The 23,358-nt window shown below is 68.9% G+C and carries 22 protein-coding genes; 14 read left to right on the top strand and 8 right to left on the bottom strand.

Annotated features, from left to right (window positions below):
• Positions 1-110: 110 nt before the first annotated feature.
• Complete coding sequence (locus AB0M51_RS35260) at positions 111-788, bottom strand: alpha/beta fold hydrolase (RefSeq protein WP_363752366.1); 678 nt, start codon at positions 786-788, stop codon at positions 111-113.
• A complete protein-coding gene (locus AB0M51_RS35255; protein ID WP_363752363.1) occupies positions 785-1,207 on the bottom strand; it encodes a MarR family transcriptional regulator in 423 nt (140 codons plus the stop codon). Before AB0M51_RS35255 ends, AB0M51_RS35260 begins: the two co-directional genes overlap by 4 nt.
• 93 nt (positions 1,208-1,300) lie before the next feature.
• Between AB0M51_RS35255 and AB0M51_RS35250 the strand changes: the two genes are divergently transcribed.
• Positions 1,301-2,191, top strand: coding sequence for an LLM class flavin-dependent oxidoreductase (locus tag AB0M51_RS35250; RefSeq protein ID WP_363752360.1), 891 nt, complete (start codon positions 1,301-1,303; stop codon positions 2,189-2,191).
• 22 nt (positions 2,192-2,213) lie between these two features.
• On the opposite strand, the gene AB0M51_RS35245 is transcribed toward AB0M51_RS35250, so the two are convergent.
• Positions 2,214-2,753: an AAA family ATPase gene (locus tag AB0M51_RS35245; RefSeq protein ID WP_344191448.1), complete on the bottom strand. Its 540-nt coding sequence runs from the start codon at positions 2,751-2,753 to the stop codon at positions 2,214-2,216.
• Positions 2,754-2,837: 84 nt separating this feature from the next.
• Here AB0M51_RS35245 and AB0M51_RS35240 point away from each other — a divergent pair, with 84 nt between their 5' ends.
• A complete protein-coding gene (locus tag AB0M51_RS35240; protein ID WP_363752356.1) occupies positions 2,838-4,088 on the top strand; it encodes a helix-turn-helix domain-containing protein in 1,251 nt (416 codons plus the stop codon).
• Here the strand turns inward: AB0M51_RS35240 and AB0M51_RS35235 are convergent.
• Positions 4,050-4,772: an isocitrate lyase/phosphoenolpyruvate mutase family protein gene (locus AB0M51_RS35235; protein ID WP_363752353.1), complete on the bottom strand. Its 723-nt coding sequence runs from the start codon at positions 4,770-4,772 to the stop codon at positions 4,050-4,052. The genes AB0M51_RS35240 and AB0M51_RS35235 overlap by 39 nt on opposite strands.
• The gene (locus AB0M51_RS35230) at positions 4,769-5,065 is read right to left on the bottom strand and encodes an antibiotic biosynthesis monooxygenase (protein ID WP_363752350.1); all 297 of its coding nucleotides are present in this window, start codon (positions 5,063-5,065) and stop codon (positions 4,769-4,771) included. Before AB0M51_RS35230 ends, AB0M51_RS35235 begins: the two co-directional genes overlap by 4 nt.
• Before the next feature lie 161 nt (positions 5,066-5,226).
• Here AB0M51_RS35230 and AB0M51_RS35225 point away from each other — a divergent pair, with 161 nt between their 5' ends.
• Entirely contained in the window at positions 5,227-6,021 is a 795-nt protein-coding gene (locus tag AB0M51_RS35225) for a methyltransferase domain-containing protein (protein ID WP_344191457.1), read from the top strand.
• Here AB0M51_RS35225 and AB0M51_RS35220 read toward each other — a convergent pair.
• Both AB0M51_RS35220 and AB0M51_RS35215 read right to left on the bottom strand, forming a co-directional pair.
• Positions 6,004-6,804: a TrmH family RNA methyltransferase gene (locus AB0M51_RS35220; RefSeq protein WP_363752347.1), complete on the bottom strand. Its 801-nt coding sequence runs from the start codon at positions 6,802-6,804 to the stop codon at positions 6,004-6,006. The two genes, AB0M51_RS35225 and AB0M51_RS35220, sit on opposite strands and share 18 nt — an antisense overlap.
• Positions 6,805-6,813: 9 nt before the next feature.
• Entirely contained in the window at positions 6,814-7,881 is a 1,068-nt protein-coding gene (locus tag AB0M51_RS35215; RefSeq protein ID WP_363752344.1) for a LacI family DNA-binding transcriptional regulator, read from the bottom strand.
• Positions 7,882-8,103: 222 nt separating this feature from the next.
• On the opposite strand from AB0M51_RS35215, the gene AB0M51_RS35210 reads away from it, so the two are divergent.
• From AB0M51_RS35210 to AB0M51_RS35160, 11 genes are all read left to right on the top strand, one after another.
• The gene (locus AB0M51_RS35210) at positions 8,104-9,393 is read left to right on the top strand and encodes an ABC transporter substrate-binding protein (protein ID WP_344191463.1); all 1,290 of its coding nucleotides are present in this window, start codon (positions 8,104-8,106) and stop codon (positions 9,391-9,393) included.
• A 5-nt stretch (positions 9,394-9,398) separates the two neighbouring features.
• The gene (locus AB0M51_RS35205; protein WP_363752340.1) at positions 9,399-10,391 is read left to right on the top strand and encodes a sugar ABC transporter permease; all 993 of its coding nucleotides are present in this window, start codon (positions 9,399-9,401) and stop codon (positions 10,389-10,391) included.
• Positions 10,378-11,259 (top strand): carbohydrate ABC transporter permease, encoded by an 882-nt coding sequence (locus tag AB0M51_RS35200; RefSeq protein WP_344191467.1) that lies wholly within the window; start codon positions 10,378-10,380, stop codon positions 11,257-11,259. The genes AB0M51_RS35205 and AB0M51_RS35200 overlap by 14 nt, the downstream gene beginning before the upstream one ends.
• Before the next feature lie 23 nt (positions 11,260-11,282).
• Positions 11,283-12,041 carry an SDR family oxidoreductase gene (locus AB0M51_RS35195; RefSeq protein WP_363752336.1) on the top strand — a complete coding sequence of 253 codons (759 nt, stop codon included), beginning with the start codon at positions 11,283-11,285 and terminating at the stop codon, positions 12,039-12,041.
• Positions 12,038-13,879 carry a heparinase II/III family protein gene (locus AB0M51_RS35190; protein ID WP_363752333.1) on the top strand — a complete coding sequence of 614 codons (1,842 nt, stop codon included), beginning with the start codon at positions 12,038-12,040 and terminating at the stop codon, positions 13,877-13,879. Before AB0M51_RS35195 ends, AB0M51_RS35190 begins: the two co-directional genes overlap by 4 nt.
• Entirely contained in the window at positions 13,872-15,902 is a 2,031-nt protein-coding gene (locus tag AB0M51_RS35185) for a hypothetical protein (RefSeq protein WP_363752330.1), read from the top strand. Before AB0M51_RS35190 ends, AB0M51_RS35185 begins: the two co-directional genes overlap by 8 nt.
• A 305-nt stretch (positions 15,903-16,207) precedes the next feature.
• Positions 16,208-16,552 carry a hypothetical protein gene (locus AB0M51_RS35180; protein ID WP_363752327.1) on the top strand — a complete coding sequence of 115 codons (345 nt, stop codon included), beginning with the start codon at positions 16,208-16,210 and terminating at the stop codon, positions 16,550-16,552.
• A gap of 31 nt (positions 16,553-16,583) precedes the next feature.
• A complete protein-coding gene (locus AB0M51_RS35175) occupies positions 16,584-17,636 on the top strand; it encodes a right-handed parallel beta-helix repeat-containing protein (RefSeq protein ID WP_363752324.1) in 1,053 nt (350 codons plus the stop codon).
• Entirely contained in the window at positions 17,636-18,823 is a 1,188-nt protein-coding gene (locus AB0M51_RS35170) for a GDSL-type esterase/lipase family protein (protein WP_363752321.1), read from the top strand. Before AB0M51_RS35175 ends, AB0M51_RS35170 begins: the two co-directional genes overlap by 1 nt.
• 27 nt (positions 18,824-18,850) lie before the next feature.
• On the top strand, positions 18,851-21,160 hold the full coding sequence (locus AB0M51_RS35165) for a polysaccharide lyase 8 family protein (protein WP_363752318.1): 2,310 nt from the start codon (positions 18,851-18,853) through the stop codon (positions 21,158-21,160).
• A 22-nt stretch (positions 21,161-21,182) separates the two neighbouring features.
• Positions 21,183-22,163 (top strand): acetylxylan esterase, encoded by a 981-nt coding sequence (locus tag AB0M51_RS35160; protein WP_363752315.1) that lies wholly within the window; start codon positions 21,183-21,185, stop codon positions 22,161-22,163.
• Here the strand turns inward: AB0M51_RS35160 and AB0M51_RS35155 are convergent.
• The gene (locus tag AB0M51_RS35155; protein ID WP_363752312.1) at positions 22,126-23,313 is read right to left on the bottom strand and encodes a hypothetical protein; all 1,188 of its coding nucleotides are present in this window, start codon (positions 23,311-23,313) and stop codon (positions 22,126-22,128) included. The two genes, AB0M51_RS35160 and AB0M51_RS35155, sit on opposite strands and share 38 nt — an antisense overlap.
• Positions 23,314-23,358: the final 45 nt, after the last annotated feature.

The raw sequence follows: 23,358 nt of genomic DNA, 5'->3' as shown, positions 1-23,358 counted from the left end.
GGAAGTTAAGCCCTTCAGCGCCGATGGTACTGCGACCGGGAGGTCGTGGGAGAGTAGGACGCCGCCGGACATTCACACTGTTAAGGGCCACCCCCCACCGGGGGTGGCCCTTAACATTTCCCCAGACATCCACACACCGTGTGTGCGACCCGCCGGCCGTCAGGGGACGCGTCGCCCAGACCGCAGGTGCTGTGCGTCAATCCCTCGAACTCCAAGTACGTCACGCCGATCCCTTCGAGTACCGGCCGCAATCTGCAGAAGCGCCGGATCGCCGGATCGGCTGTTCCCATGTACGCCACCCGGCGCCCGGGATAGCACCTGAGCTCGTGATGCCAGTCGTACGACCGATAAGCCCGCCAGAACTCCAGGGCGGGCCGCGGCAGCCGCGGCTCCCGTTCCAGCCGCCGCATCTCCCCGTCGGTCAACATCTCGATCGGCGGCACTCCACCCATCACAAGCGCACTCGCCCGCTCCGTCGATCGCGCCACCATCGCCGCCATACAGGCCGTCTGTGAGAACCCCCAGACCCCGAACCGCTCGACGCCTTCCCGATCGAGTACGGCGATCACCTGCTCGCCGATGCTGCCGAAGTCGTACACGTCCGGTCGGTCGCTCGCCCCGAAGCCGACCGGGTGAACCTGGAAGACCCGGAACCGCTCCGCCAGGTAGTCACTGATCGCGTAGTCGAGCGGCCGGCGGTTGTTCTTCAGCAGCACGAGCGCCGCCCCAGAACCGCTGACCCGGTACGCGATTCGGGCGCCGGCCCGTTCGACGTACCGGTAAGTCACGGGAGGATGGACTGCAGGGCGGCGGTCACGGTGGCGCGGGTCCCCGCGGGGAGCGCGGCGGTCAGAGTGTTGATGCGGTCGACCACCGCGTCGTGGACCTGGTGGGCCAGCTCGAGACCGTCAGGCGTGAGCTCGATGCGGAAGGCGCGACGGTCGCCGGGAATCGGCGCACGGGCGACCAGGCTGCGGCGTTCCAGACGGTCGACCATGCTGGTGAGACTCGAGCGTTCGATGCTCAGGATGTGGCTGAGGTCGGTCATCCCCTGCGGCCCGGCGATCAGCACACACAACAGCCGGGCCTGCTGTGACGTCAGGCCGAGCGGCCGGCTGGTCTCGGCGTGCAGGTCCTGCAGCAGGTGCATCGTCTGCACCAGCGCGCTCGCCAGATGCGTGTCCTGAGCAGCCGTCGTCGTCACCATGCCTCCCATGGTAGTCCGTTGGACTAATAGTTTGCTGTTCTAAGTATCCGTGCTACAACTAGTTCGAACAGCAAACTATCTGAGGGAGTCGCCATGAACGTGCGGTTCGGATACGGATCGCCGGACTCGGTACAGGACGTCGCCGCAATCGTGCGGCTCGCCCAGCAGGCCGACGTCGACGGTCTCGACCACGTCAGCCTCGCCGACCACCCGTACGTCCCGGACATGCTCGACGGGTACGCCGCGATCGCCTTCATGCTCGGGCGGACCGAGCGGCTGTCGGCGTTCGTCAACGTCACCAACCTGCCGCTACGCCCTGCACCCGTTCTCGCGCGTACGGCGACCTCGCTGGCCGCGCTGTCCGGCGGACGCTTCATCCTCGGGCTGGGTGCCGGCGGTGCGTGGGATCGGATCACCACGATGGGCGTTCCCGAACTCCGCCCGGCGGAGGCGGTCGAGGCGTTCGAGGAGGCGATGCAGCTCGTCCACGGGCTGTCCGACGGTGGTACGCCGACGCCGACGAAGCACTACCCGATCGGCGCGCTCCGGCCGGCCGCCGTACCGGCACCGCCGATCTGGACCGGCTCGAACGGCCCGAAATCCCTTGCGGCCACCGGCCGGCAGGCCGACGGATGGATCCCCGGCCACGCCGCCGACTGGCTGAGCGACCGCTATCGCTGGTCCCGGCCGATCATCGACCAGGCGGCCTTGGCTGCCGGCCGTAAACCATCGGACATCGGCACGATCTACAACTTCCCCGGCACGATCACGGCAACCCCGCTCCGTCAGACCCGTGACGCCGAGGGGCGCTGGATCGGCGGCTCTCCCGCCCAGTGGATCGAGGAGCTGACCGACGCCGTCCTGAACCACAACGCCACCGGCTTCACCCTCTTCCCCCGCGGCACTGACCCGTACGAACTCCAGCTCTCCCGCTGGTCGAAGGACGTCGTCCCGGCCGTCCGCGCGGAGATCAGCCGGCAATGACCTCGTCCACCACGACCGGCCGTCAACGCGACAAGAAGGCCATGATCTGGTCGAGCGACGGCTCGGTGCTGGTGTCGACGGTGATCGCCGGGACCGGGAGATCCACCGACTGGAAGGCATTGTGGGTACGAACGCGCGCGTCCGCACCGATCTTCGCGTCCTCGTGGGCCGCCCGGCGGGGGTCGGACGCGGTCCGCGCGATGATCCGCTCGAGGGCGACCTCGGCGCTGGTCGTGCAGTGCACGATCCGGATGTCGGCGCGGCCGAGCAGCGGGCTCAGGCCCGGGTTCCACAGCCGGTCCTGGAAGGCGGCCTCCGCGACCACCGTCGTACCGCGTCCGACCAGCAGCCCGATCACGTCGAAGAACGTCGACAAGGTCCGCATCGTCAGCGGGTCGCCGGGGCCGGGCACGAACCCCGGGGTCGCGTGCGCCATGCCCTCCTTGATCTCGTCCCGGCAGATCGCCGGGCAACCGATCGCGGCCGCGATCCGGTGCGCCAACGTCGTCTTTCCCGTCCCGGGCGGACCACTCACCACGACCAGCATAGGTTTCGACTGCACTCGCCGTACCTTAGTCGCGACCGCGGTTACCCGGTGTAAAACGCGTGTCAGGAACTGTCGGTGCGGGTGCGTACCGTGTTTTCGGTGACGACGTATTCGGCGGTCCGGACGACCGGGATCTACTGCCGGCCGGGCTGCGGTGCGAAGCCGCTCGCGGAGAACGTCCGCACGTTCGAGCACCCCGCCGCGGCCGAGGCGGCCGGATATCGCGCGTGTCTGCGCTGCCGTCCGTACCGGATCGCCGGGACGGTTCCGGACGCGGCGCCCGAGTTGGTCTGCCGGGCCGTGCAGCTGATCATCACCGGGCTGCTGGACGAGGCCGGTGAGGCTGCGCTCGGTGCGCGGCTAGGGCTGTCGGTGCGGCAGCTGCGGCGGCTGTTCCACGAGCATCTCGGCGCCACGCCGGACCAGTTCGCGCGGTCCCGGCGGGCGCATTTCGCCCGTCGGCTATTGGACGACACCGACCTCGGGATCGCGGAGATCGCGTTCGCGGCCGGATTCGGGAGCCTGCGGCAGTTCAACCGGGCGATGCGGGAGGTCTTCCGGGCGTCCCCACGGGAGCTCCGCGAGCGTCGGCGTCGCGGCGATCGGCTCGCGGCCGACGGCGGTCTGGTACTGCGGTTGCCGTTCACGCCGCCGTACGACTGGCAGGCGATGTGCGACTTCCTCGGCGACCGGGCGATCCCGGGCGTCGAGTCGGTCGAGGACGGGGTGTACCGGCGGGTGGTCTCGCTGGACGGCCAACCCGGGATGCTCGAGATCGGCGCGGGCGGTGACGATCAGCTGCTGCTGCGGGCGCATCTCCCGTTCTGGGAGGGCGTCATCCACGTCGTCGACCGGGCCGCGCGGCTGGTCGCGGCGGATCGGGATCCGTTGTCCGCCCGCGAGCTGTCGGCGGCGGCTCGGGTCCTCGGCCCGCTCTCCGGGCAGGAGCGCACGAACGCCGCCGGACCCTCGGCGGCGTCGGCTGATGCTGCGGCGCTCGCCGGCGTCCGGGTGCCGGGAGCCTGGGCGCCGTTCGAGATCGCCGTACAGGCGGTGCTCCGGGACCGGCTGTCACCGGCGGAGGCGACGGACGCCCTGCACAAGCTGGTCGAGGTCCACGGCGTACCGGTTCCGGGCCTCACCCACGGCCTGACCCACGCCTTCCCCGGACCCGAGGCACTGACCTCCGCCCATCTCGTCGGCCCGCTCGCGACCGAAGTTGCTGAAGGCAACGTAATCCTCGAGCCGGCGGCCGGGCTCGTCCGGTCCCTCGAGACCGTGACGAGCAGGCCCGCCGCCCAGGAGATCGCCCTACGGCTCGAGGGTTTCGTAGGTGCCGCGCGTGAGTAGTTCCGTGGCCGCGGCCGTTGCCAGCGCGTACGCCGCGGACGTGATCGCCGGCCCGACGCTGATCCGCACCACGCCGGCCTCCGCGAGTTCACGCACGGACGGAGCGCCCGGGCCGACCATCACGTTGAGGGGGAGCGGCGATTCCTTCACCAGTGCGGCGATCGTCGGCAGGTCGACCACCCCGGGGACGAACAGCACGTCCGCGCCCGCATCGGCGTAGATCTTCGCGCGCTCGATCGTCCCGGTCGGGTCGCCGTACAGGTACGTGTCCGTCCGTGCGTTGATCACCAGTTCGTCGTCCACCGCCCGCGCCGCTCGGATCCGTTCGGCGTGCACCAGCGGATCGTCGAGTACCAGCGCCGTGCTGTCCTCCAGGTTCACCCCGGCGGCGCCCGCCTCGACGACCTCCCGCACCGTCCGCGCGACATCGCCGTACCCGGCCTCGACATCCGCCGTCACCGGTACGTCGACCGCGGCACAGACGGCCCGGACCGTCGCGACCGCGGTCGCCAGGTCGAGCCCGCCGGCGTCGTCCACCCCGTGCGCCCAGGCAACTCCCGCGCTCGTCGTCGCGATCGCCTGCGCACCGGCCGCCGCGATCGCCCGCGCTGAGCCGGCGTCCCACGCGTTCGGCAGCACGAGCGGGGGCTGGGCGTGCAGCTCGCGCAACCGCCGCGCGCTCACAGGCTCACCACCAGTTCGTGATCGACCTCGACGAACTCCACGATCAGCTCCGCGAACCGCCCCGCGATCAGCTCCCGGTACGCCGCCGACCCGGTGTGCGCGTCGTACGCCGCCTGGTCCGCGAAGTGCTCGACGAACAACAGGTAGTCGGGCGTCGCCGGATCCCGGTACACCCGGAACGACAACGTCCCCTCTTCCGCAGCCGGCCCGCGCGGCCCGAACTCCTCGACAATCGCCTCGGCGGCGGCCTGGTTGCCGTCCTTCAGCCTGATCGGAAACACCTTTGCCAGCATCACTGTCCTCCTCGGTGGTTTCCTCAAGGTTCGCCGGTGCGCGGCTGTTCGTCCGGCCATATTCGGTCATCGACGTCAGCTCATATGGTGAGACGATATGTCTCATTTGGCAAGACTCTGCGCTAGCGTGAGCACTGTTGGCGAAGGCAAAGGAGCCTGGGATGAACAACGTGTACACACACGGACATCATGAGTCGGTGCTGCGCTCGCACCGCTGGCGGACCGCGGAGAACTCCGCCGGATACCTGCTGCCGCACCTGCGTCCCGGGATGGCGCTGCTCGACGTCGGCGCCGGCCCGGGCACCATCACCGCCGACCTCGCTCGCCTGGTCGAGCCCGGCCGGACCACCGCGCTGGAGGCGAATGCCCCGGCGCTGGACATCACTCGGAAGGCGTTCGAGAACGTCGACGTCGACGTGGAGTTCGTGGTCGGCGACGTGCATGCACTCGAACTGCCCGACGACACGTACGACGTGGTCCACGCGCACCAGGTGCTGCAGCACGTCGCCGATCCGGTGCAGGCGCTGCGCGAGATGCGGCGGGTCTGCAAACCGGGCGGGATCGTCGCGGTCCGCGACTCCGACTACCACGGCTTCGTCTGGTACCCGGCATTGCCGGAGCTCGACGAGTGGATGGACCTCTACCAGCGGATGGCCCGCGCCAACAAGGGCGAACCGGACGCGGGTCGCCACCTGCTGGCCTGGGCGCATGCCGCCGGGTTCGAGCAGGTGGAGGCAACCACGTCCACCTGGACGTTCACCACCCCGGAGGACCGTGCGTTCTGGGGCGGCATGTGGGCCGACCGGATCCTGAAGTCCGCGCTCGCGGACCAGGCGCGCGCGGCCGGCGTACCGGAGGAGACTCTGGTCGCGATCTCACAGGCCTGGCAGACCTGGACGGCCGACGCCGACGGCTGGATCTCGATCCTGCACAGCGAGCTACTTTGCAGGGCGTGAGCGCTGCCGGGAGATCTCGTACAGCACCGCGGTCGCGGCGTTCGCGGCGTTGAGCGAACTGGCCGAGCCGGTGATCGGGATCCGCACCAGGTGGTCGGCCGCCTCCCGCCACGCCGTACTGAGCCCGGCCGTCTCGTTGCCGATCAGCAGCAGGACGGGCTGGGTGAAGTCGAAGTCGTAGACGTCGGTCGTGCCGTGCTCGTCGGTGCCGACCACCGCGACCGGCGACCGGCGTACCCACTCGAGCACCTCGCGATGCGAAGGCGCGCGGACGGCGGGGACCGCGAACAGCGAACCCGTCGTCGCGCGCACGGCCTTCGGGTCGTACACGTCCGCGGCGTGCCCGGTCACGATCACCCCGTCGGCGCCGAACGCGTCGGCGGACCGGATGACCGACCCGATGTTCCCCGGGCCGGTCGGCCGGTCGAACACCACCCCGAGGAAGTCCGGCCCGACCGGGATCCGGTCCAGGTCGTCGGCCGGAAGCGCGAGTACGGCGATCAGCTCGGGGTCGTCCTTCTCGCCGAGCTCGGCCAGCAGTTCGGGCGCCATCGCGACCCGCTCGACATCCGGCAGCCGCTGCAACAGGTCCGAAGCCCAGCGCGACAACGGCCGGGACGCGTCGTGAATGACGGTGTTGACCGGCCAACCGTTGTCGACGGCAACCGAAATCGGCCGGACGCCCTGAACCAGGAACTCGCCGGACCGCTGCCGCTTGGTCCGGTTGGTCAGTGACGCCTGCCAAACCTGGAACCTGGCGTTCCGCGTCGAGATCCGCTGCACAGCCTTACCCTACGCGGGCGCCGCCGTGGACTCGCGCACGATCAGCTCCGGACGGAACAGCAGGGACTGCCCTTGTGTCGGTCCGGAGTCGTCCAGCCGGGACCGGAGCTGTGCGAACGCGGCCGCGGCCATCTCCTTCATCGGCTGCCGGACCGTGGTCAGCGTCGGCGCGTACAGGTCCGCGAGCACGATGTCGTCGAACCCGACCACCGACACGTCCTTGCCGACCTCGAGGCCGCCGTCGCGCAGACCGCGGCAGACGCCGAGCGCGCACATGTCGTTGATCGCGACGATCCCGGTCGGCGGCTCCTCCAGCGCGAGCAGTTCGGCCGCGGCGGCGCGTCCCAGTTCGGAGGCCTCGACGTCGCCGAAGTCGTCGGCGTCACCCTTGACCGGTGCCCGGACGGACGTCGCCGGGTCGATTCCGACCTGCTCGAGTGCGGCCGTGAACCCGCGGTACCGCTCCTTGCGGTTCACACTCGCGAGCGCCCCGGACACGAACGCCAGCCGGCGGTGCCCGAGGTCGGTCAGATGCTTGGTCGCGAGCTGGCTGCCGATCGCGTTGTCGACGCTGATGCTCACCAGTGAGGCCGGATCGCCGGCCTGTGACGTACGGTCGAACGCCACCAGTTGCAGCCCGCGTTCCACCAGCGGCATCACGTGCTCGAGCGACGGCAGCGACGAGCACAGTACGACGCCGTGCACGCCGTCGGCCCACAGCTCCTCGATGTAGTCACGCTCGCGGCGAGGGTCGCGCTCGGAGTTGCAGAGCAGCACGTGGTACCCCTCGGCCAGCGCGGCGGACTCCAGGTGCCGGGCGAGCGCGCCCCAGAACGGGTTGCCGACCGACGGCACCACCAGTCCGATGGTGGTGGTCCGGCCGGTGCGCAGCTGCCGGGCGGCCCGGTTCGGGCGGTACCCGAGCTTGTCGATCGCGCGCTCGATCCGCTGCCGGGTCTCCGGCAGCATCCGGTGGTTGCGCCCGTTGAGCAGGTTCGACACCGTGCTCGGCGAGACGCCCGCCTCGGTCGCGACCTGCTGGATCGTCACCTCACCAGTTCTCAATTCACCGCCCACCCGCGCATTCTGTCACCCCGTGGCTCTGCCGTCTCGCAGTGCAACGATGCATCAGATTGAGTCTCCTGTCCAGTTTCAGTTGGTCGGCGGCGACCTCTTGACGGCCGACGAAATCCGTTCCTAGCATGCGGTGCATCGTTGCACCAGTCGTCTTGACTGAGTTGCTTCGAGCTGGTGCATCGATGCACCAGCCGACCTTCGCGGCACCACGAAAGGCGCGCCATGGAGTACACCCGCAGATCAGTCCTGACAGCCCTGGGGCTCGGCGCGGTCGCCGCCGCCACCGGGTGCTCCGCGTCGTCCGGCGGTAACAGCCAGGCGGCCGCGGACGGCCCGGTCGAAGGTGAGATCACGCTGCTCACCCCGCTGTTCGAGGGCAGTTCCGGCAAGCAGTTGCTCGAGGGCAAGCTGTTGCCGGCGTTCAAGCAGAAGAACCCGAAGGTCACCGTCAAGGTCGACTACACGAACTACAGCGCCCTGAACGAGAAGCTCACCACCAGCCTGGCCGGCGGTCTGATGCCGGACGTGGTGATGCTCGGCGTCGGCTGGATTCCGCCGTTCGCGCACAAGAAGGTGCTCGCGCCGCTGCCGGACGAGCTGGCCAAGCGGTACGACTACGAGGACCGCGTGCTCGAACCCTCCCGGTTCGAAGGCAAGCTGTACGCACTGCCGATGGTGCTGGACACCCGGATCGTCACGTACCGCAAGGACATGTTCGCCGAGGCCGGCATCAAGGCGCCGCCGAAGAACTGGGACGAGCTGCGGGCGATGGCGAAGGAACTGGCCCGCTCCGACGGTTCCGGGAAGCTGACGCGGGTCGGGTTCGACCCGTTCTCGATCGATCTCCGGCAGTGCTGGGAGACGTTCCTGTTCGCGAACGACGGCAACCTGTTCGACGAGAGCGGGCAGCAGGTGAAGTTCGACGACGACCGTGGTGTCGGGGCGCTGCAGCTGCTCCTGGACGTGATCAAGGACAAGTCCGCCGACTACTCGTTCAAGTCGTCCGCCGGTCAGCCGAGCACGCTGCAGCAGGGGCGGGCCGCGATGATGATGGCGAACAACTCGCTCTGGGTGCAGCTGCAGCAGCAGACCCCCGAGCTGCTGAAGGACGACAAGGTCGGCGCGTTCATCCTGGCCAACAAGGTCCCGGCGATGCTGCAGGGCGGCACGATGGTGTCCCGTTCGGCGTCGACCAAGCACGCGGCCGCGGCGCAGGCACTGGTCGAGTTCATGGGTACGCCGGAATCGATCCTGCCGACCGCCCAGCAGCGTGGCTCGGTGCCGGGCGTCCAGGACCTGCGAACCTCGGAATACGTGAAGGAAAACGGTTTCGTAAAGCTTGCCCTGGACAACATGAGCAAGGCCCGGTCCGAGGGCGGAACCGCTGCCTGGATGGAGATCCGGGAGAAGGTCAAGACCACGCTGGAGACCGCGGTGGTCGGCAAGAAGACCGCGAAGGAAGCGATCGACGACCTCGCGAACCTGAGCAAGGAAGCGATCTCCCGACTGTGAGCACCGTGTCGACCACCGAAGGCAAGTCTCTGTCCGGGTCCGGGGCCGGGCTCCGTTCGCGGTTCGGGTCCCGCCGCGGGTTGCCCGGCCTGCCCCCGCCGGCCGCGGCGCCTTCGACCGGCGGGAGCCTGGCCCGGTCGCGGCGGCGGGCCGGGCTGCTGATGGTCGCGCCCGCACTCCTGCACGCGCTGATCTGGATCGGCATCCCACTGGTCGCCGCGGTCGTGCTGAGCTTCACGTCGTACGACGTACTCACGCCGCCGCGGTTCACCGGGCTGCAGAACTTCCGTGATCTGTTTTCCGACAACGTTTTCCGCAGGGCCGTGCTGAACACCAGCATCTACACGTTCTTCACGGTCCCGGTAGCGATGGGGATCGCGCTGCTGATCGCGCTGATGCTGAACACCAAGCTGGCCGGACGGGCGATCTTCCGGACCGCGATCTTCATCCCGCAGGTCACCGCGACGATCGCGGTGGCGCTGGTCTGGCTGTGGATCTACGACCCGCGCGGCGGCCTCGCGAACGCCGTACTGTCGTTCCTCGGACTGGACGGGCCCGCCTGGCTGTCGTCGACGGACTGGGCGATGCCGGCGGTGATCGTGGTCGGCATCTGGCAGGGCATCGGGCTGAAGATGCTGATCTACCTGGCCGCGTTGCAGAGCCTGCCGGTCGACCTCTACGAGGCGGCGTCGGTGGACGGCGCGTCCAAGGTCCGCCAGTTCTTCAGCCTCACCCTGCCGCTGTTGCGCCCGGCAACGTTCTTCGTGTTCGTCACTTCGGTGATCGGGGCGTTCCAGTCGTTCGACCAGGTCTACATCCTGACCGACGGCGGCCCGGCGAACAGCACGACGATGATGACGTACGAGATCTACAAGTCCGCCTTCCGGGAGTTCCGGATGGGGTACGCGTGCGCGCAGAGCCTGGTGCTGTTCGCGTTGCTGCTGTTCCTGACCCTGCTGAACCGGCGGATCACCGGAGGTGACCGTGCCACCCGTTGACACCGTCGGGCGCGCCCGCGCCGGCCGGGTCGCGCTCTACCTGACGCTGATCGCGATCTCGCTGGTGATGATCGTGCCGTTCGTCTGGATGCTGCTGACCTCGGTCAAGACGCCCGGCGACATCGCCGCCGTACCGCCGCGGTTGCTGCCGTCGCACTGGGCCTTCGGCAACTATGCGGACGCGTTGCGCGCGGCGCCGTTCGCGACGTACGCGCGGAACAGCTTCGTGATCGCGGCGAGTCATACGCTGCTGAACGTGGTGATCGCGTCGATGGCCGGGTACGCGCTGGCCCGGTTGCGGTTCCGGGGCAGTTCGCTGATCTTCCTCGGGTTCGTCGGGGCGCTGATGATCCCGACGTACACGAAGATCCTGCCGGAGTTCCTGATCGTGCGGTTCATGCCGCTGTTCGGCGGGAACGACCTCCTGGGGCAGGGCGGCACCGGGTGGCTGGACACCTGGTGGGCGCTGATCATCCCGGGTGCGGTCAGTCCGTTCTCGGTGTTCCTGTTCCGGCAGTTCTATCTGGACCTGCCGGTGGAGCTGGAGGAGGCCGCGCGGCTGGACGGCCTCGGCGAGTTCGGGATCTACGCGCGGATCATGACCCCGCTGGTGAAACCGGCGTTCATCACGGTCGCGCTGCTCACCTTCGAGGGGTCGTGGAACAACTTCCTCTGGCCGCTGCTCGTGACCAAGAGCGACAGTCTGCGGGTGATCCAGGTCGGGCTGTCCGTGTTCCGCACCGAGAACGACACCCAGTGGGCGTTCCTGATGGCCGGGACGACGCTGGCCACCGTACCGATGGTGGTGCTGTTCCTGATCGGGCAGCGCTACTTCGTCCAAGGGTTCGCGAACGCGGGCATCAAATGACAATCACCTTAGGAGAACGTTCTATGGAACTGCAGGGGACACGCGCGCTGGTCACCGGTGCCGGGCACGGCATCGGCCGCGGCATCGCGCTCGGGCTGGCCGCGGCCGGGGCGGACGTCGTGGTGCACTACGGGACGTCCGCCGACGCCGCCGCGCAGACCGTTTCCGACATCGGGAAACTCGGCCGGAAAGCGATTTCGGTCGGTGCCGACGTGACGTCGACGGCCGACGTCGACCGGCTGCTCGACGAGGCCGTCGGATTCCTCGGCGGGCTCGACGTACTGGTCTGCAACGCCGGCCACCTGATCGGCCGGGTCAAGGTCGAGGAGATGACCGACGAGCACTTCCAGCAGGTGGTCGACGTCAACCTCGGCGCGACCTTCCGGACCACGCGGGCCGCGATCCCGCACCTGGCACAGTCGGCCAATCCCCGGATCATCACGATGGCCTCGCTCGCCGCGCACAACGGCGGCGGTCCGGGGTCGGTGGTCTACGCGGCGGCGAAGGCCGGGATCCGCGGGTTCACCAAGGGCCTGGCGAAGGAGCTCGGGCCGCGCGGCATCACGGTGAACTCGGTCGCTCCCGGGTACATCGCGGAAACCGCGTTTCATCAAACGTTTTCCACCGAGCAGGCACAGGCGAACATGGTCGCCGGCACCCCGATCGGCCGCGCCGGTCAGGTCGAGGACGTCGCGAACGCGGTTCGTTTCCTCGCCCTCCCCGCGTCCGGCTACCTCACCGGCATCACCATCGACATCGACGGTGGCACGTGGCCCCGATGAACCCACCGACCGAACGCGACGACCACCAGCCGCCCGCGACCCCGCCGCCTGTGAGCGGGGTCGGGCAGGAGGAGGTGCCGGCTAGCCCGCCGCCCGAGCGTGGGGCTGGGCAGGAAGACGTCCTGGTGGGTCCGCCGGCGGAGCGCGGAGGTTGGTGGCATGAGTATGTGTGTCCGGCGCACGGGGTCGAGTTGGAGCATGTCGGCTTCGCGTCCGGGGTGTTTCCGGCCGGCGGTGTCCCGTGTTCCTACGGCTGCCGGGTCGACACGCCGGCGGTCCGCGGCGCGTGGACGGTGCTGGCCCACCACTTCTGGGCCCGACGGATCCGCCTCCTCTCGTACGACGGCGCCGGCGCGGACCTGCTCACGTCGTACGCGCGGCTGTACCTCGACCTGACCAAGGAAGGCGAGCACGACCAGGCCCAGAACTGGATGCAACGCGGCCGCCTGTTCCATCAGGCACTCACCGACGCCGTGTGGGGCGTTCCCATCGCCCACGCGATCCGAACCCTCGCCACCCACCCCACCCACGCCTCTTCGACGCCCTCCACCTCGAACTCGGCTAGTGGACGGGGTCAGCTGGGCGAGACCTTGGGGATGCTCGACGACATGGTGGCCGGGGCGCGCCGGGCCCGGGACGCGATGGTTGCCCAGGACAAGTTCTCGTCGAACTACACCGCCTGGTTCAACGCCCTCGGCATCACCGCCGGCCAAGCAGCCGCCGCCCTCCGTGGAACGGAATGGGCCGGCGCCGACGAATGGCTGACCGGCGAGCACGGCCAGTTCGCCCACCTGGCCGCGTCCACCGGCGAGGACGGCTGGGAATGGGAGGGCAGCACGTACTACCACGGCTTCGTCCTGCGCGCGTACCTGCTGAGCCTGCGCGGCTGCGACCCGGCCACCGTCCCGGCCCGACTGGAGATGATGATCGCGGCGCTCGCCGACATCGCCACCTCCGGCGGCGTCCTTCCCGCCCTCCACGACGGCCCGTACCGCCGGGTCCCGCTCGCCCTCGAATGGCTCGAGATCGCAGCTCTCGCCCGCCAGTTCACGTCCGCCGTGGACCTCACCGCCGTCGCGACGCACGCCCGGGCGGAGGTCGGCGCGAGCTACGACGGCCTCGAGGACCGCTTCGACGGCTGGTTCAGCGGCCCGCCCCGCACGACCCTCGCGGACCGCGGACCCGACTCCACCTACGCCGTAGTCCGCACCGCCGGCATCCACGCGATCCTCGACCACGGCACGCACGGCGGATCGCACGGCCACCACGACAAACTCGCGCTGTACCTGTACGGCTCCACGACCCCCTGGCAGCCCGACCCCGGCCAGGTCCCGTACGGCCACGCCCAATGGCGTGCGCACTACAAGTCCGTCGTCTCACACCCGACGCTCCGCATCGACGGCCTCGAACCCGCCGAGGCGACGGGCGCCGTTTCCCGCAACGGAAACTCGATTTCCGCAACGGTTTCCGGCTGGTACGACGGTGTCCACGCAACCCGCGAACTGATTGCTGCCGACAACTACCTGCTCGACGTCGTCCGGGTGACGGCCGACCGCGAACGCGAGATCGTCCTCCAGTTCCGCCCCGACGTCGACCTGACCGTCGAGCTCGGCCCGCGCGCGACCCGCAGTACGTGGACCGGCGACGAGAAGCTCTACGGCTACCACCGCGGCGACGGCATTCCGGTCACCCGGCCCGGCCCCGGCCCGGCGGACGACCCGCAACGGACCCGGACCTGGATCGACTGGACGGTCACCGGTACGTCCGCGACCTTCTGCTCCGTGTACTCGACCGCCCCGATCGACGACGACCTCGCCGAGGTGATCACCGATGTATGACGTCCGCATCGACGAGCTGCGGAACGGCCTGGACGGACGGTACGCCGCCCAGTGGCGCCGGCTCCGTGAGCAGTGCGACTGGTACCGCACGCAGACCCCGCCGTCCGAGCACCCGTCCGCGAGCATCACGTACTTCGGCCCGGCCGCGGCGAATCTCGCACTCGCTTTCCGGCTGACCGGAAACGAGGGATACCGCGCCGAAGCCGCCCGCTGGATCTCCGCCGCGATCGGGTTCCCGCACTGGGGCAAGGCCCACATGCCCGACCACGACCTCGACGCCGGCTGGCTGCTGCACGGGCTCTCCCTCGCGTCGGGCTGGCTCGGCGACGACTTCGAGCTCGCCGCGGAACTGCGCGCCAAGCTCGAGTTGCAGGGAAGCCGGCTGTACGAGTTCGCCGTCGAGTCCGAGGGCTCCTGGTGGAGTTCGTCGTACTGGCAGAACCACAACTGGATCTGCTACACCGGGCTCGCCGCGGCCGGGTACGCGCTCGGACGTTCCGACTGGACCGAGCGCGCCAGGTCGAACTTCGCGACCGTGATCGAGTTGCTGCCTGCGGACGGGTCCGACATGGAGGGCGTCGTCTATTGGCGGTACGGCGTGCCGTGGCTGGCGACGTACCTGGATCTCCTGCAGGACCAGGAAGGGCTCGACTGGTGGAAACGCTGTTCCTTCCTGGCGAACACGTTTTCCTACCGGCTGCAGCAGTGTGCGCCCGGGTTCGAGGAGAACATCGACCACGGCGACTGCCACGACCGGCGGAGCGGGCACAGCGTCGCGCTCTACCGGAAGCTCGCGGCGGCGTACCGGATCGGCGAGGCGCAATGGCTTGCGGAAACCGTTTCCGAACGTTTCTTCTGGCGAGAGGCGTACGCGAGCGGTGTGAAGCCGGGCGTGATGCCCGAGGCGTACCTGGAACTGCTCTGGTACGACGACTCGCTGGCACCGGTCGATCCCGCGCAGAGCGCGCCGTTGTCGGCGTACTTCCCGGACCTCGGGCTGGTCACCGCCCGTACCGGATGGGACGACGAGGCAACGATGGTGTCGTTCAAGGCGGCACCGGGCGGCGGGCATCAGGCGTGGGAGACGTCGCACAAGCTGGATCGTGAACGCGGCTGGGACACGTTGAGCGCCGGGCATCATCACCCGGACTCCGGGTCGTTCGTGCTGACGTCACGGGGTGCGTTCCTGGCGGTGGACGAGGGGTACAGCAACCGCAAGCGGGCGGGGGACCACAACCTGATCCTGGTGGACGGGCAGGGGTTCGCGGACGAGGACCGGTACCACGTCTACAAGGGGATCCCGTACGAGCGCCAGGCGGAGATGGTCGACGTACTCGCCGCTGACGGCATGGCACACGCCACGGCCCGGATCGCTGCGATGTACCCGCCGGAGCTGGGCATCACGCGCCTCGACCGGACACTCGTCTTCACTCCGGGCGGCCGGGTCGTCCTCCTGGACCACTGCGCTGCCGACGCCCCGCGCGACTGGACGTTGCTGCTGCATGCGGACTGGCCGATCGAGTACGGCGAGGAGATCGCTCTGCGGTCGGGGTCCGCCCAGGCGTGGGTTCGGCTGCACACGTCGCTCGACGTGGAGCCCGCCGTCACCGAGGTGGAAGCCAACCCGACCTCGAGCACCCCCAGCCTCCGCCTGACCCGCACCATGCACACCCTCCGCGCCACCGCGCGCCAGACCACCACGGCAACCCTCCTCACCACGATCGAGCCGACCTCCGCCCTCCACCCAACTCCAGCGGCCGCTCGCTCTCTCCCCGTAACACGCGGCCACGCCATCACCTTCACCGACGAAACCGTGTTCCTGCCCGACGCCGCAGGCCGCCTGGACCCGCGTCCACCCGCAGCAGCTGGGCCGGCGGACGGTCAGGCCATTGCCGTTGGCGCCGACTCGCGCTCCCGAGCGGGCGGCGGCGCCCAGGCGGGCAATTGTGATGGTCTGGCGATCCGCGCCATCATCCAAACCCCCGGCCGTCGCATCACGATCCCGGCGGAGCACACACAATGACCGCCGCGTCCGCAGGCACTGCTGACCTCGCGGGAGCCGATCGGCCTGCGATGGCTGGACGGTCTGCCGTTGGTGCCTCGGTGGGGCGACGAGGGCTGGAGCTGTTGGGGTGGGTTGCTCAGCCGGCGGCGGCGGGGGTTGCCTTCGGGCTCTTGTGTTTGGGTGTAGTGACGTGGCTTCCGGCGTTGGCAGGGGTTGGGTTTGCGCTGGAGCGATGGCGGGTCGACGGGGACACGCGGTGCTTCACCGGAGTGTTCGTCGGTTGCCGTAGGTACTGGCGCCGGCTGCTGCCGCACTCGGCCCTGATGACCCTCGCCGCAGTGGTTGCTATCAGCAACTTGTCGTTCTTGGCCGGCCGCTCCGGCGTACTGGCCGTCGTCCTGTTCATGATCCACGTCGGCCTGCTGGCCGTCGCGGCCACCTACCATCTCGCGCTGGCCGTCGCCGCCGCCCGGAAACCGTCCGGTTCTGCCGCGGGATGGCGTCGTACGGCGTTCCGTCTCGCCTTCACCTCCGTCCCGCGTGGCACCGCGCTCCTCGGTGCCGCCATCGCCGCACCGGTCTTTTCGCTGGTGATTCCGGCAGGTCCGCTGCTCCTCGGCACCACCGTTCCGGTTCTGGTCGGCCTGCTCGTCGCCGACCGCGTATAGGCACCTCAACCGCCCTATCAGGAGGACAATCATGTCCAGAGCCGTCCCGATCCTGTTCCTCGGCCTCGCGCTGGCGCTGCCCGCAGTTCCGGCGCACGCCGCAACCGACTACTTCGTTGCCCCGTCCGGCAGCGACACCAACGCCGGCACGTCGGCGGGCACGCCGTTCGCCACGATTCAGAAAGCGCTTGATACCGCTCCGCGCGGCGCGACCGTGCACCTTGCCTCCGGCACCTACCTGCAGGATGTGGTGACCGTCCGCTCCGGGGTCACGATCACCGGCCCGTCGACGGCGGTGGTCAAGGGCGCCGGGAACTCGCGGATCGTCCAGGTGCAGCACGACGGCGTGACGCTGGACGGATTCACGATCGACGGGCTGCACGGTTCATCGTCGAGCATCGACGGGTACCGGGACAAGCTCGTGTACGTGATGAGCACGTCGCCCGGCGACGGCGTCGGCACGCTCACGATCAGGAACATGCGGCTGAAGAACGCCGGCAGCGAATGCCTGCGGCTGAGGTACCTGGTCACCAACGCCGACGTGCACGACAACACGATCGGGCCGTGCGGAGTCTGGGACTTCAAGTTCAACGACGGCGGCAAGAACGGCGAGGGGATCTACCTCGGCACCGCGCCGGAACAGCAGGGCGAGAACGGCGCGCCGGACGACCAGCCGGACCGCAGCCGGAACAACCGGATCCACGACAACACGATCGCGACGTACGGCAACGAGTGCGTGGATGTGAAGGAAAACGCCACGGAAAACGTTGTCGAGAACAATGACTGCAGTGAGCAGAAGGACCCGAGCTTGGGCGGCCTCGACGCACGCGGGAGCGGGAACACGTTCCGCTACAACACGATCCACGACAACACCGGCGCCGGTGTCCGCCTCGGCGGCGACACGGCAACCGATGGTACGGCCAACAATATCTACGGGAACGCGATCACGAACAACGCCGGCGGCGGTATCAAGTTCATGCGTACGCCGCAGGGCACGGTCTGCGGCAACACCATGTCCGGAAACACCGCCGGAAACTCGGTCGGAACGTACGGCGCCGACTACAACCCGACGGCAGCCTGCTGATGACGACACCGTCCCGGCGCACCATCCTCGCCGGAACGGCCGCGACCGCCCTTGGCGCTCTCCTCGGACGCACCGCCCTCGATACCTCGTCAACGGCAACCGGAGAGGCAGCCACCACACCCGGCACCATCCGGGCGGCGCGGCCGCGCTGGGTCACCAGTTGGGCGACCGCCCAGACGGCTCCGACTCCCACTGACCTCGACGCGAGCAGCGGCTTCACCAGAACCACGCTGCGGAACACACTCCGCCTCAGTGCCGGAACCGCCGCGGGTGCTTCCGGGTTGCGGCTGCGGTTCGCCAACCCGTTCGGCACATCGCCGATCGTCATCGGCCCGGCAACTGTTGCCGTCAGTTCGAGGCCGGAACGGCCGGTGCTCTTCGACGGCGAGCGGGAAGTGATACTCGCGGCCGGCGCGACCGTGGTGAGCGATCCGGTCGATCTCGTCGTACCGGACGGTGGAGATCTCCTCGTGACCACGTACCTCCCAGGGCCGACCGGTCCGTTGAGTTTCCACCGGAACGTGCATGCGACCGGATTCATCGGAGATCGTCCGACCAACTCGGTGTTCCTGCTCAACGGTGTCGACGTCGAAGCCAACGGACGTCCGACGCTCGCGGTACTCGGCGACTCGATCACCGAGGGCGTCGGTACACCCGACAACGCAAACCTCCGCTGGCCCGATCAGTACGCCGCCCGCTTCCGCCGCCGGCCCGCGGTGGCCAATCTCGGAATCAGCGGAAACCGTGTTCTGCTGGACGACGCGCGTTTCGGGCCGAGCGGGCAGTCCCGGTTCGACCGCGATGTGCTCGCCCTGCCGAACCTGCAGACACTGATCGTTTTCCTCGGCATCAACGACATCCAGCAGCCGCCGAGCCAGACCGATCCCCAACGGGTCCTGCGGGCCTACGAACAGTTGGTACGTCGCGCGCACGACCACGAACTGGACGTGGTCGGCGCGACGATCGGCCCGTTCAAGGGCTGGACCCGCTACACGCCCGAGCTCGACGAGGTCCGCAACAGCGTCAACGCCGTACTCCGCGAAGGCCGTCTCTTCGACGATCTGCTCGACGTCGACGCTGCCCTCCGCGATCCCGCTGACCCGGCCCGGCTCCGCCCCACCTTCAACAGCGGTGACGGCCTACATCCCAATGCCGCCGGCGCGAACGCCATCGCTCGTGCTCTGTGAGTCGTCACTCCTTCTGAGAGGACTCGTATGTCAGATTTCACCCTTCGTCGGCGCACCGTGCTCGGTGGTGCGCTTGGCGGTGCCGCGCTGCTCGCCTTACCCGCCCGCGGCTGGGCGAGCACCGGCACCGATGAACTTCGCCTGCGCTGGCAAACGCTGCTCACGGGCGGCCCGACGGTCGACCCGGCCGACCCGGACCTCGCGGTTGCGATCGCCCGGGTGGACCGGCTGGCACAGTCCGCTCTTGCCACGCTCGATCGTTCCGCGAACCGCACCACCCTCTGGCCCGACCTCGCAAGTACAACGCTTTCCAACCACGTCGCGTCGAGTTTCCGTCGCATCAAGCAGCTCGCGGTCGCCTGGGCCACCAACGGTTCGGTGTACCAGGGCAACGAGTCCGTCGCCGACGACATCCACGGCGCGCTCGAGTGGATGCACACCAACCGCTACAGCCCGACCCTCCCGCGGTACGACAACGACTACGACTGGGAGATCGGCGGCGCGTCCGCGTTCGCCGACACCTTAGTCCTGCTGTACGACGTACTCCCGGCCGACGTCCGTACGACGTACACGCAGGCGATCGACTACTACACGCCGGACCCGAACCTGTGGCGCGCGGACCGACAGATCGCGACCGGTGCGAACCGCGTCTGGATCGCCACGGTGGTGGCGACCCGCGCGGTCCTCGACGGCGACACCGCTGCGCTTACCCGGGTCCGGGACGCGATCAGTGATGTCGAGGGCAACGGCGCCAACAGCGTGCTGGCGTTCAACGACGCACCTGGCCGGGTCGACGGCACCGGCGAAGGCTTCTACAGCGACGGCTCGTTCCTCCAGCACTACAAGCACCCATACAACGGCGGCTACGGAAAAGAGCTCCTCGGCACGCTTTCCTCGCTGCTGTACCTGCTCGGCGGCACTGAATGGGCGGTCACCGATCCGGAGCTGGAGAACATCTACGGCTGGATCAACGACGCGTTCGATCCGTTGATGGTGCGCGGCGACATGATGGGCTCGGTCTGCGGCCGGGAGATCGCCCGCCCGAGCAAGCAGAACCATGCGGCGACCCAGACGATCATCGAGGGCACGATCCGGCTGATCCCGGCCGCGCCGGCCGAGCGGGCGGTCCAGCTGACCGCGCTGGTCAAGCAGTGGATCAACGAAGACGTTTTCCGAAACTTCCTGAAAGTGACCGATCCGGCGTCGCTCGTCGCCGCGCGTGGCATCCTCGCGTCGGCTGCGACCGCCCGCGGACCGCTGGTCCTGCACAAGCAGTACCCCCGGATGGACAAGGTCGCGCACCACCGCCCGGCGTTCACGATCGGGCTCAGCGCCTACTCGTCGCGGATCTACAACTACGAGTCGATCCAGAACGAGAACCTGCACGGCTGGCACCTGTCCGACGGGATGGTGCTGCTGTACGACGACGACCTCGGCCACTACTCCGGCGACTACTGGCCGACGGTCGACCCGTACCGGTTGCCGGGGACAACGGTCGACACCCGGCGGCTGGCCGACTCGTACGGTTTCCGCAGTACCAGCGAGGCGGACTGGGTCGGCGGTGTGTCCGTGCCGGGGCGGACGACTGGTGCCTACGGCATGGATCTGCGCGGGTACGGCACGAACCTGCGGGCATTGAAGAGCTGGTTCCTGGTCGACGACGTCATGGTGTGCATCGGCTCGGACATCACCGGCGACGGCGAGGTCGAGACGATCGTCGAGAACCGCAAGCTGCGCACCGGGAACGAGACCTTCACCTCGGCGCCGGGCTGGTGCCACCTCGAAGGCACCGGCGGATACGTGTTCCCGGACCGTACGCCGGTGCAGACGCTCCGCGAGGACCGGACTGCCACCTGGCGCGAGATCAACCTCAAGTACGGCACCGACGACGTAGTCACCCGTCCGTACCAGACCGTGTGGTTCGCCCACGGTACGGCGCCGGCCGGGCAGGGCTATTACTACGTCCAACTGCCGGCTGCGACGCTAGAGGAGACGAAAACGTTTGCCGGAAAGCTTCCGGTGCAACGGATTCGAGCGGACGGCACCGCGCACGCGATCCGCCTGCGCAACGTCCTGGCGGCGAACTTCTGGACCGCCGGCACGGCCGCCGAACTCACGGCCGACGGCCCGGCCTCGGTCGTGGTCGCCGGCAATTCCGTCGCGATCTCGGACCCGACGCAGACCCGCACCTCGGTCACCGTCGACCTCGACAAGCCGGGCCTGAACAGCCCCGTCACCGGCGACGGCGTAAGCGCCACCCGGCGCGACGGCGGCTGGCGAATCGTCGTCGACACCACCGACCGCCACGGCGCCGCCGCGGCTGTCACCTTCCACTGATCGCGAACGGAGAGGACTACGAATGCTCGTCGACATGCCGCTGGACCGGCTGCGGGAGTACCGCCCGGACCCAGAGGAGCCCGCGGACTTCGACGCGTTCTGGAAGCAGACGCTCGACGACGCGGCCGGACACCCGATCGACGCACGGTTCACGCCGTACGACGCCCGGCTGGCAACTGTCGAGGTCCAGGACGTGACCTTCAGCGGCTGGGGCGGGCAACCGGTGAAGGCGTGGCTCCTGCTGCCGCGCCACCGCACCGGTCTGCTGCCCGCGGTCGTGCAGTACATCGGCTACAACGGCGGCCGGGGGATTCCGTACGAGTGGCTGACCTGGAGCGCGGCCGGGTACGCGCACCTGGTGATGGACAACCGCGGCCAGGGCGGTGGAGGAAAAACGATCTCGGAAACCGCGGACATAGCGCCGGACGGCCACGGGTCGTCGGCGCCCGGGTTCCTGACCCGTGGCGTCGAAGACCCGACGAAGCACTACTACCGCCGGCTGATCACCGACGCGGTGCGGGCCGTCGACGCGGTCCGCAGCAGCCCGGACGTCGACGGCGACCGGGTTTCGGTCCTCGGCGGCAGTCAGGGAGGCGGACTCGCGCTCGCGGTCGCCGGTCTGCGCGCCGACCTGTCCGCGGCGATCGCCGACGTACCGTTCCTGTGCCATTTCCGGCGGGCGTCGCAGATCACCGACAACGGCCCGTACGCCGAGATCGCGCGCTGGCTCAAGGGCCACCGGTTCGAGGCGGAAACCGTGTTCGGAACGCTTTCCTACTTCGACGCGGTGAACTTTGCGGCCCGCGCGACCTGTCCCGCCTGGTTCTCGGTCGCGCTGATGGACAACGTGTGCCCGCCGTCGACGGTGTTCGCGGCGTACCACCGGTACGGTGGGCCGGCGGAGCTCGAGGTGTTCACCTACAACGGGCACGAGGGTGGAGCGGAGTACGACCTGCCACGGAAACTCAGCGCGCTCGCTTCCGTCTTCGGCCGCGATGTCTGAGCCGGACTGCACCCCAGAGCAGCAACGCGGGTAGCCACAGCAGCACCAACCACGGAAGCCGCCACCAGCCGGACGAGCCGTCGACCGCCGGCTGGTCGGTGGCGATCAGCGGCCGCGCGGACGCCGACCAGGCCAGGAACGCGTCGCCGATCGGTATCGCGCCGAACAGGTACCGCTTGGTCTTCAGGCCGGTGAACGGCAGCCCGACCAGCTCACCCGTCCGCGCCAGCCGGTCCGCCAGCGAATCGTGATGGACCCGCGCCGCACCCATCCCGACAACGGTTGCAGAAAGACTCATGCCCAGCACTAGAGGCCCCGAGTCCACGTCACCCTGCCCTGCGGTGCCCTCCGGGTACTCCCGAACCCCGAGCCCGGTGACGAACTTGTCCCTGAACAGCTGGTACTGCGATCGGGCGAACGTCGGATCGATGTCGACCAGAAAACGCTGGATCATCGCCTGGGACGAGCCGCGCGCAGCGGTCACCTGCGGCACAACCTGATGCGGCAGCAACCCGGTCGCCGGGTCCAGGTTGGTCTTCACGGTCGTCACCCAGTTCCGTGCGAGCTGCCCGAAGCGCGGCGCGACCACGGCGTCGTACAGCCGGAGGGACGCGATCGCGACGACCGAGTCGACCGGCCACGCCTGCCCCGGGTACGCCTCGAGAAACGGAGTTTCCGCGGTTCGGAAAGCGCTGGCGATCGCGACGGAGTCGCTGGTGAACCGGGAGCGGTCCGCCGCGTCCGACTGCCCGAGCGCGATCAGCCCGCCGCGCAACCAGTTCGACCAGCCGGCGTAGAAGACGCCGTACTGCGGCTTCAGCGACTTGTCGAACGGCGCTGTCCCGTCCGCCGAGTCGAGCCGGTCGAGCGCCCACCGCACCTGGATCGACGCGTCGGCGGCCCGCGCCGGATCGCTGACGCCGACCTGCACCCAGCTCAACCCGTACAGCACGTTCAGGAAGAAATACCCTTCCGGAAACTGTTTCTGCGCGTTTCGGTCCGCACCTTGCTCGATCTCCGTACGCAGGAACGCGAGCTGTTTCGGCACGCCCTGGGTGGGATCGGTCCACGGAAGGACCAGCCGTGCGGTGCCCACCCCTGCCACCACGGTGGCAATCACCGCCACGCCGATCACGAGCTTGCGCAGCACCTGGATCAATCTAGACGGTCTTCGGCAACGATCGGCGGACGAACG

The organism is Kribbella sp. NPDC051137 (assembly GCF_040682535.1).
Lineage (GTDB): Bacteria > Actinomycetota > Actinomycetes > Propionibacteriales > Kribbellaceae > Kribbella > Kribbella karoonensis.
This window is presented reverse-complemented; position numbering and strand designations above follow the sequence as displayed.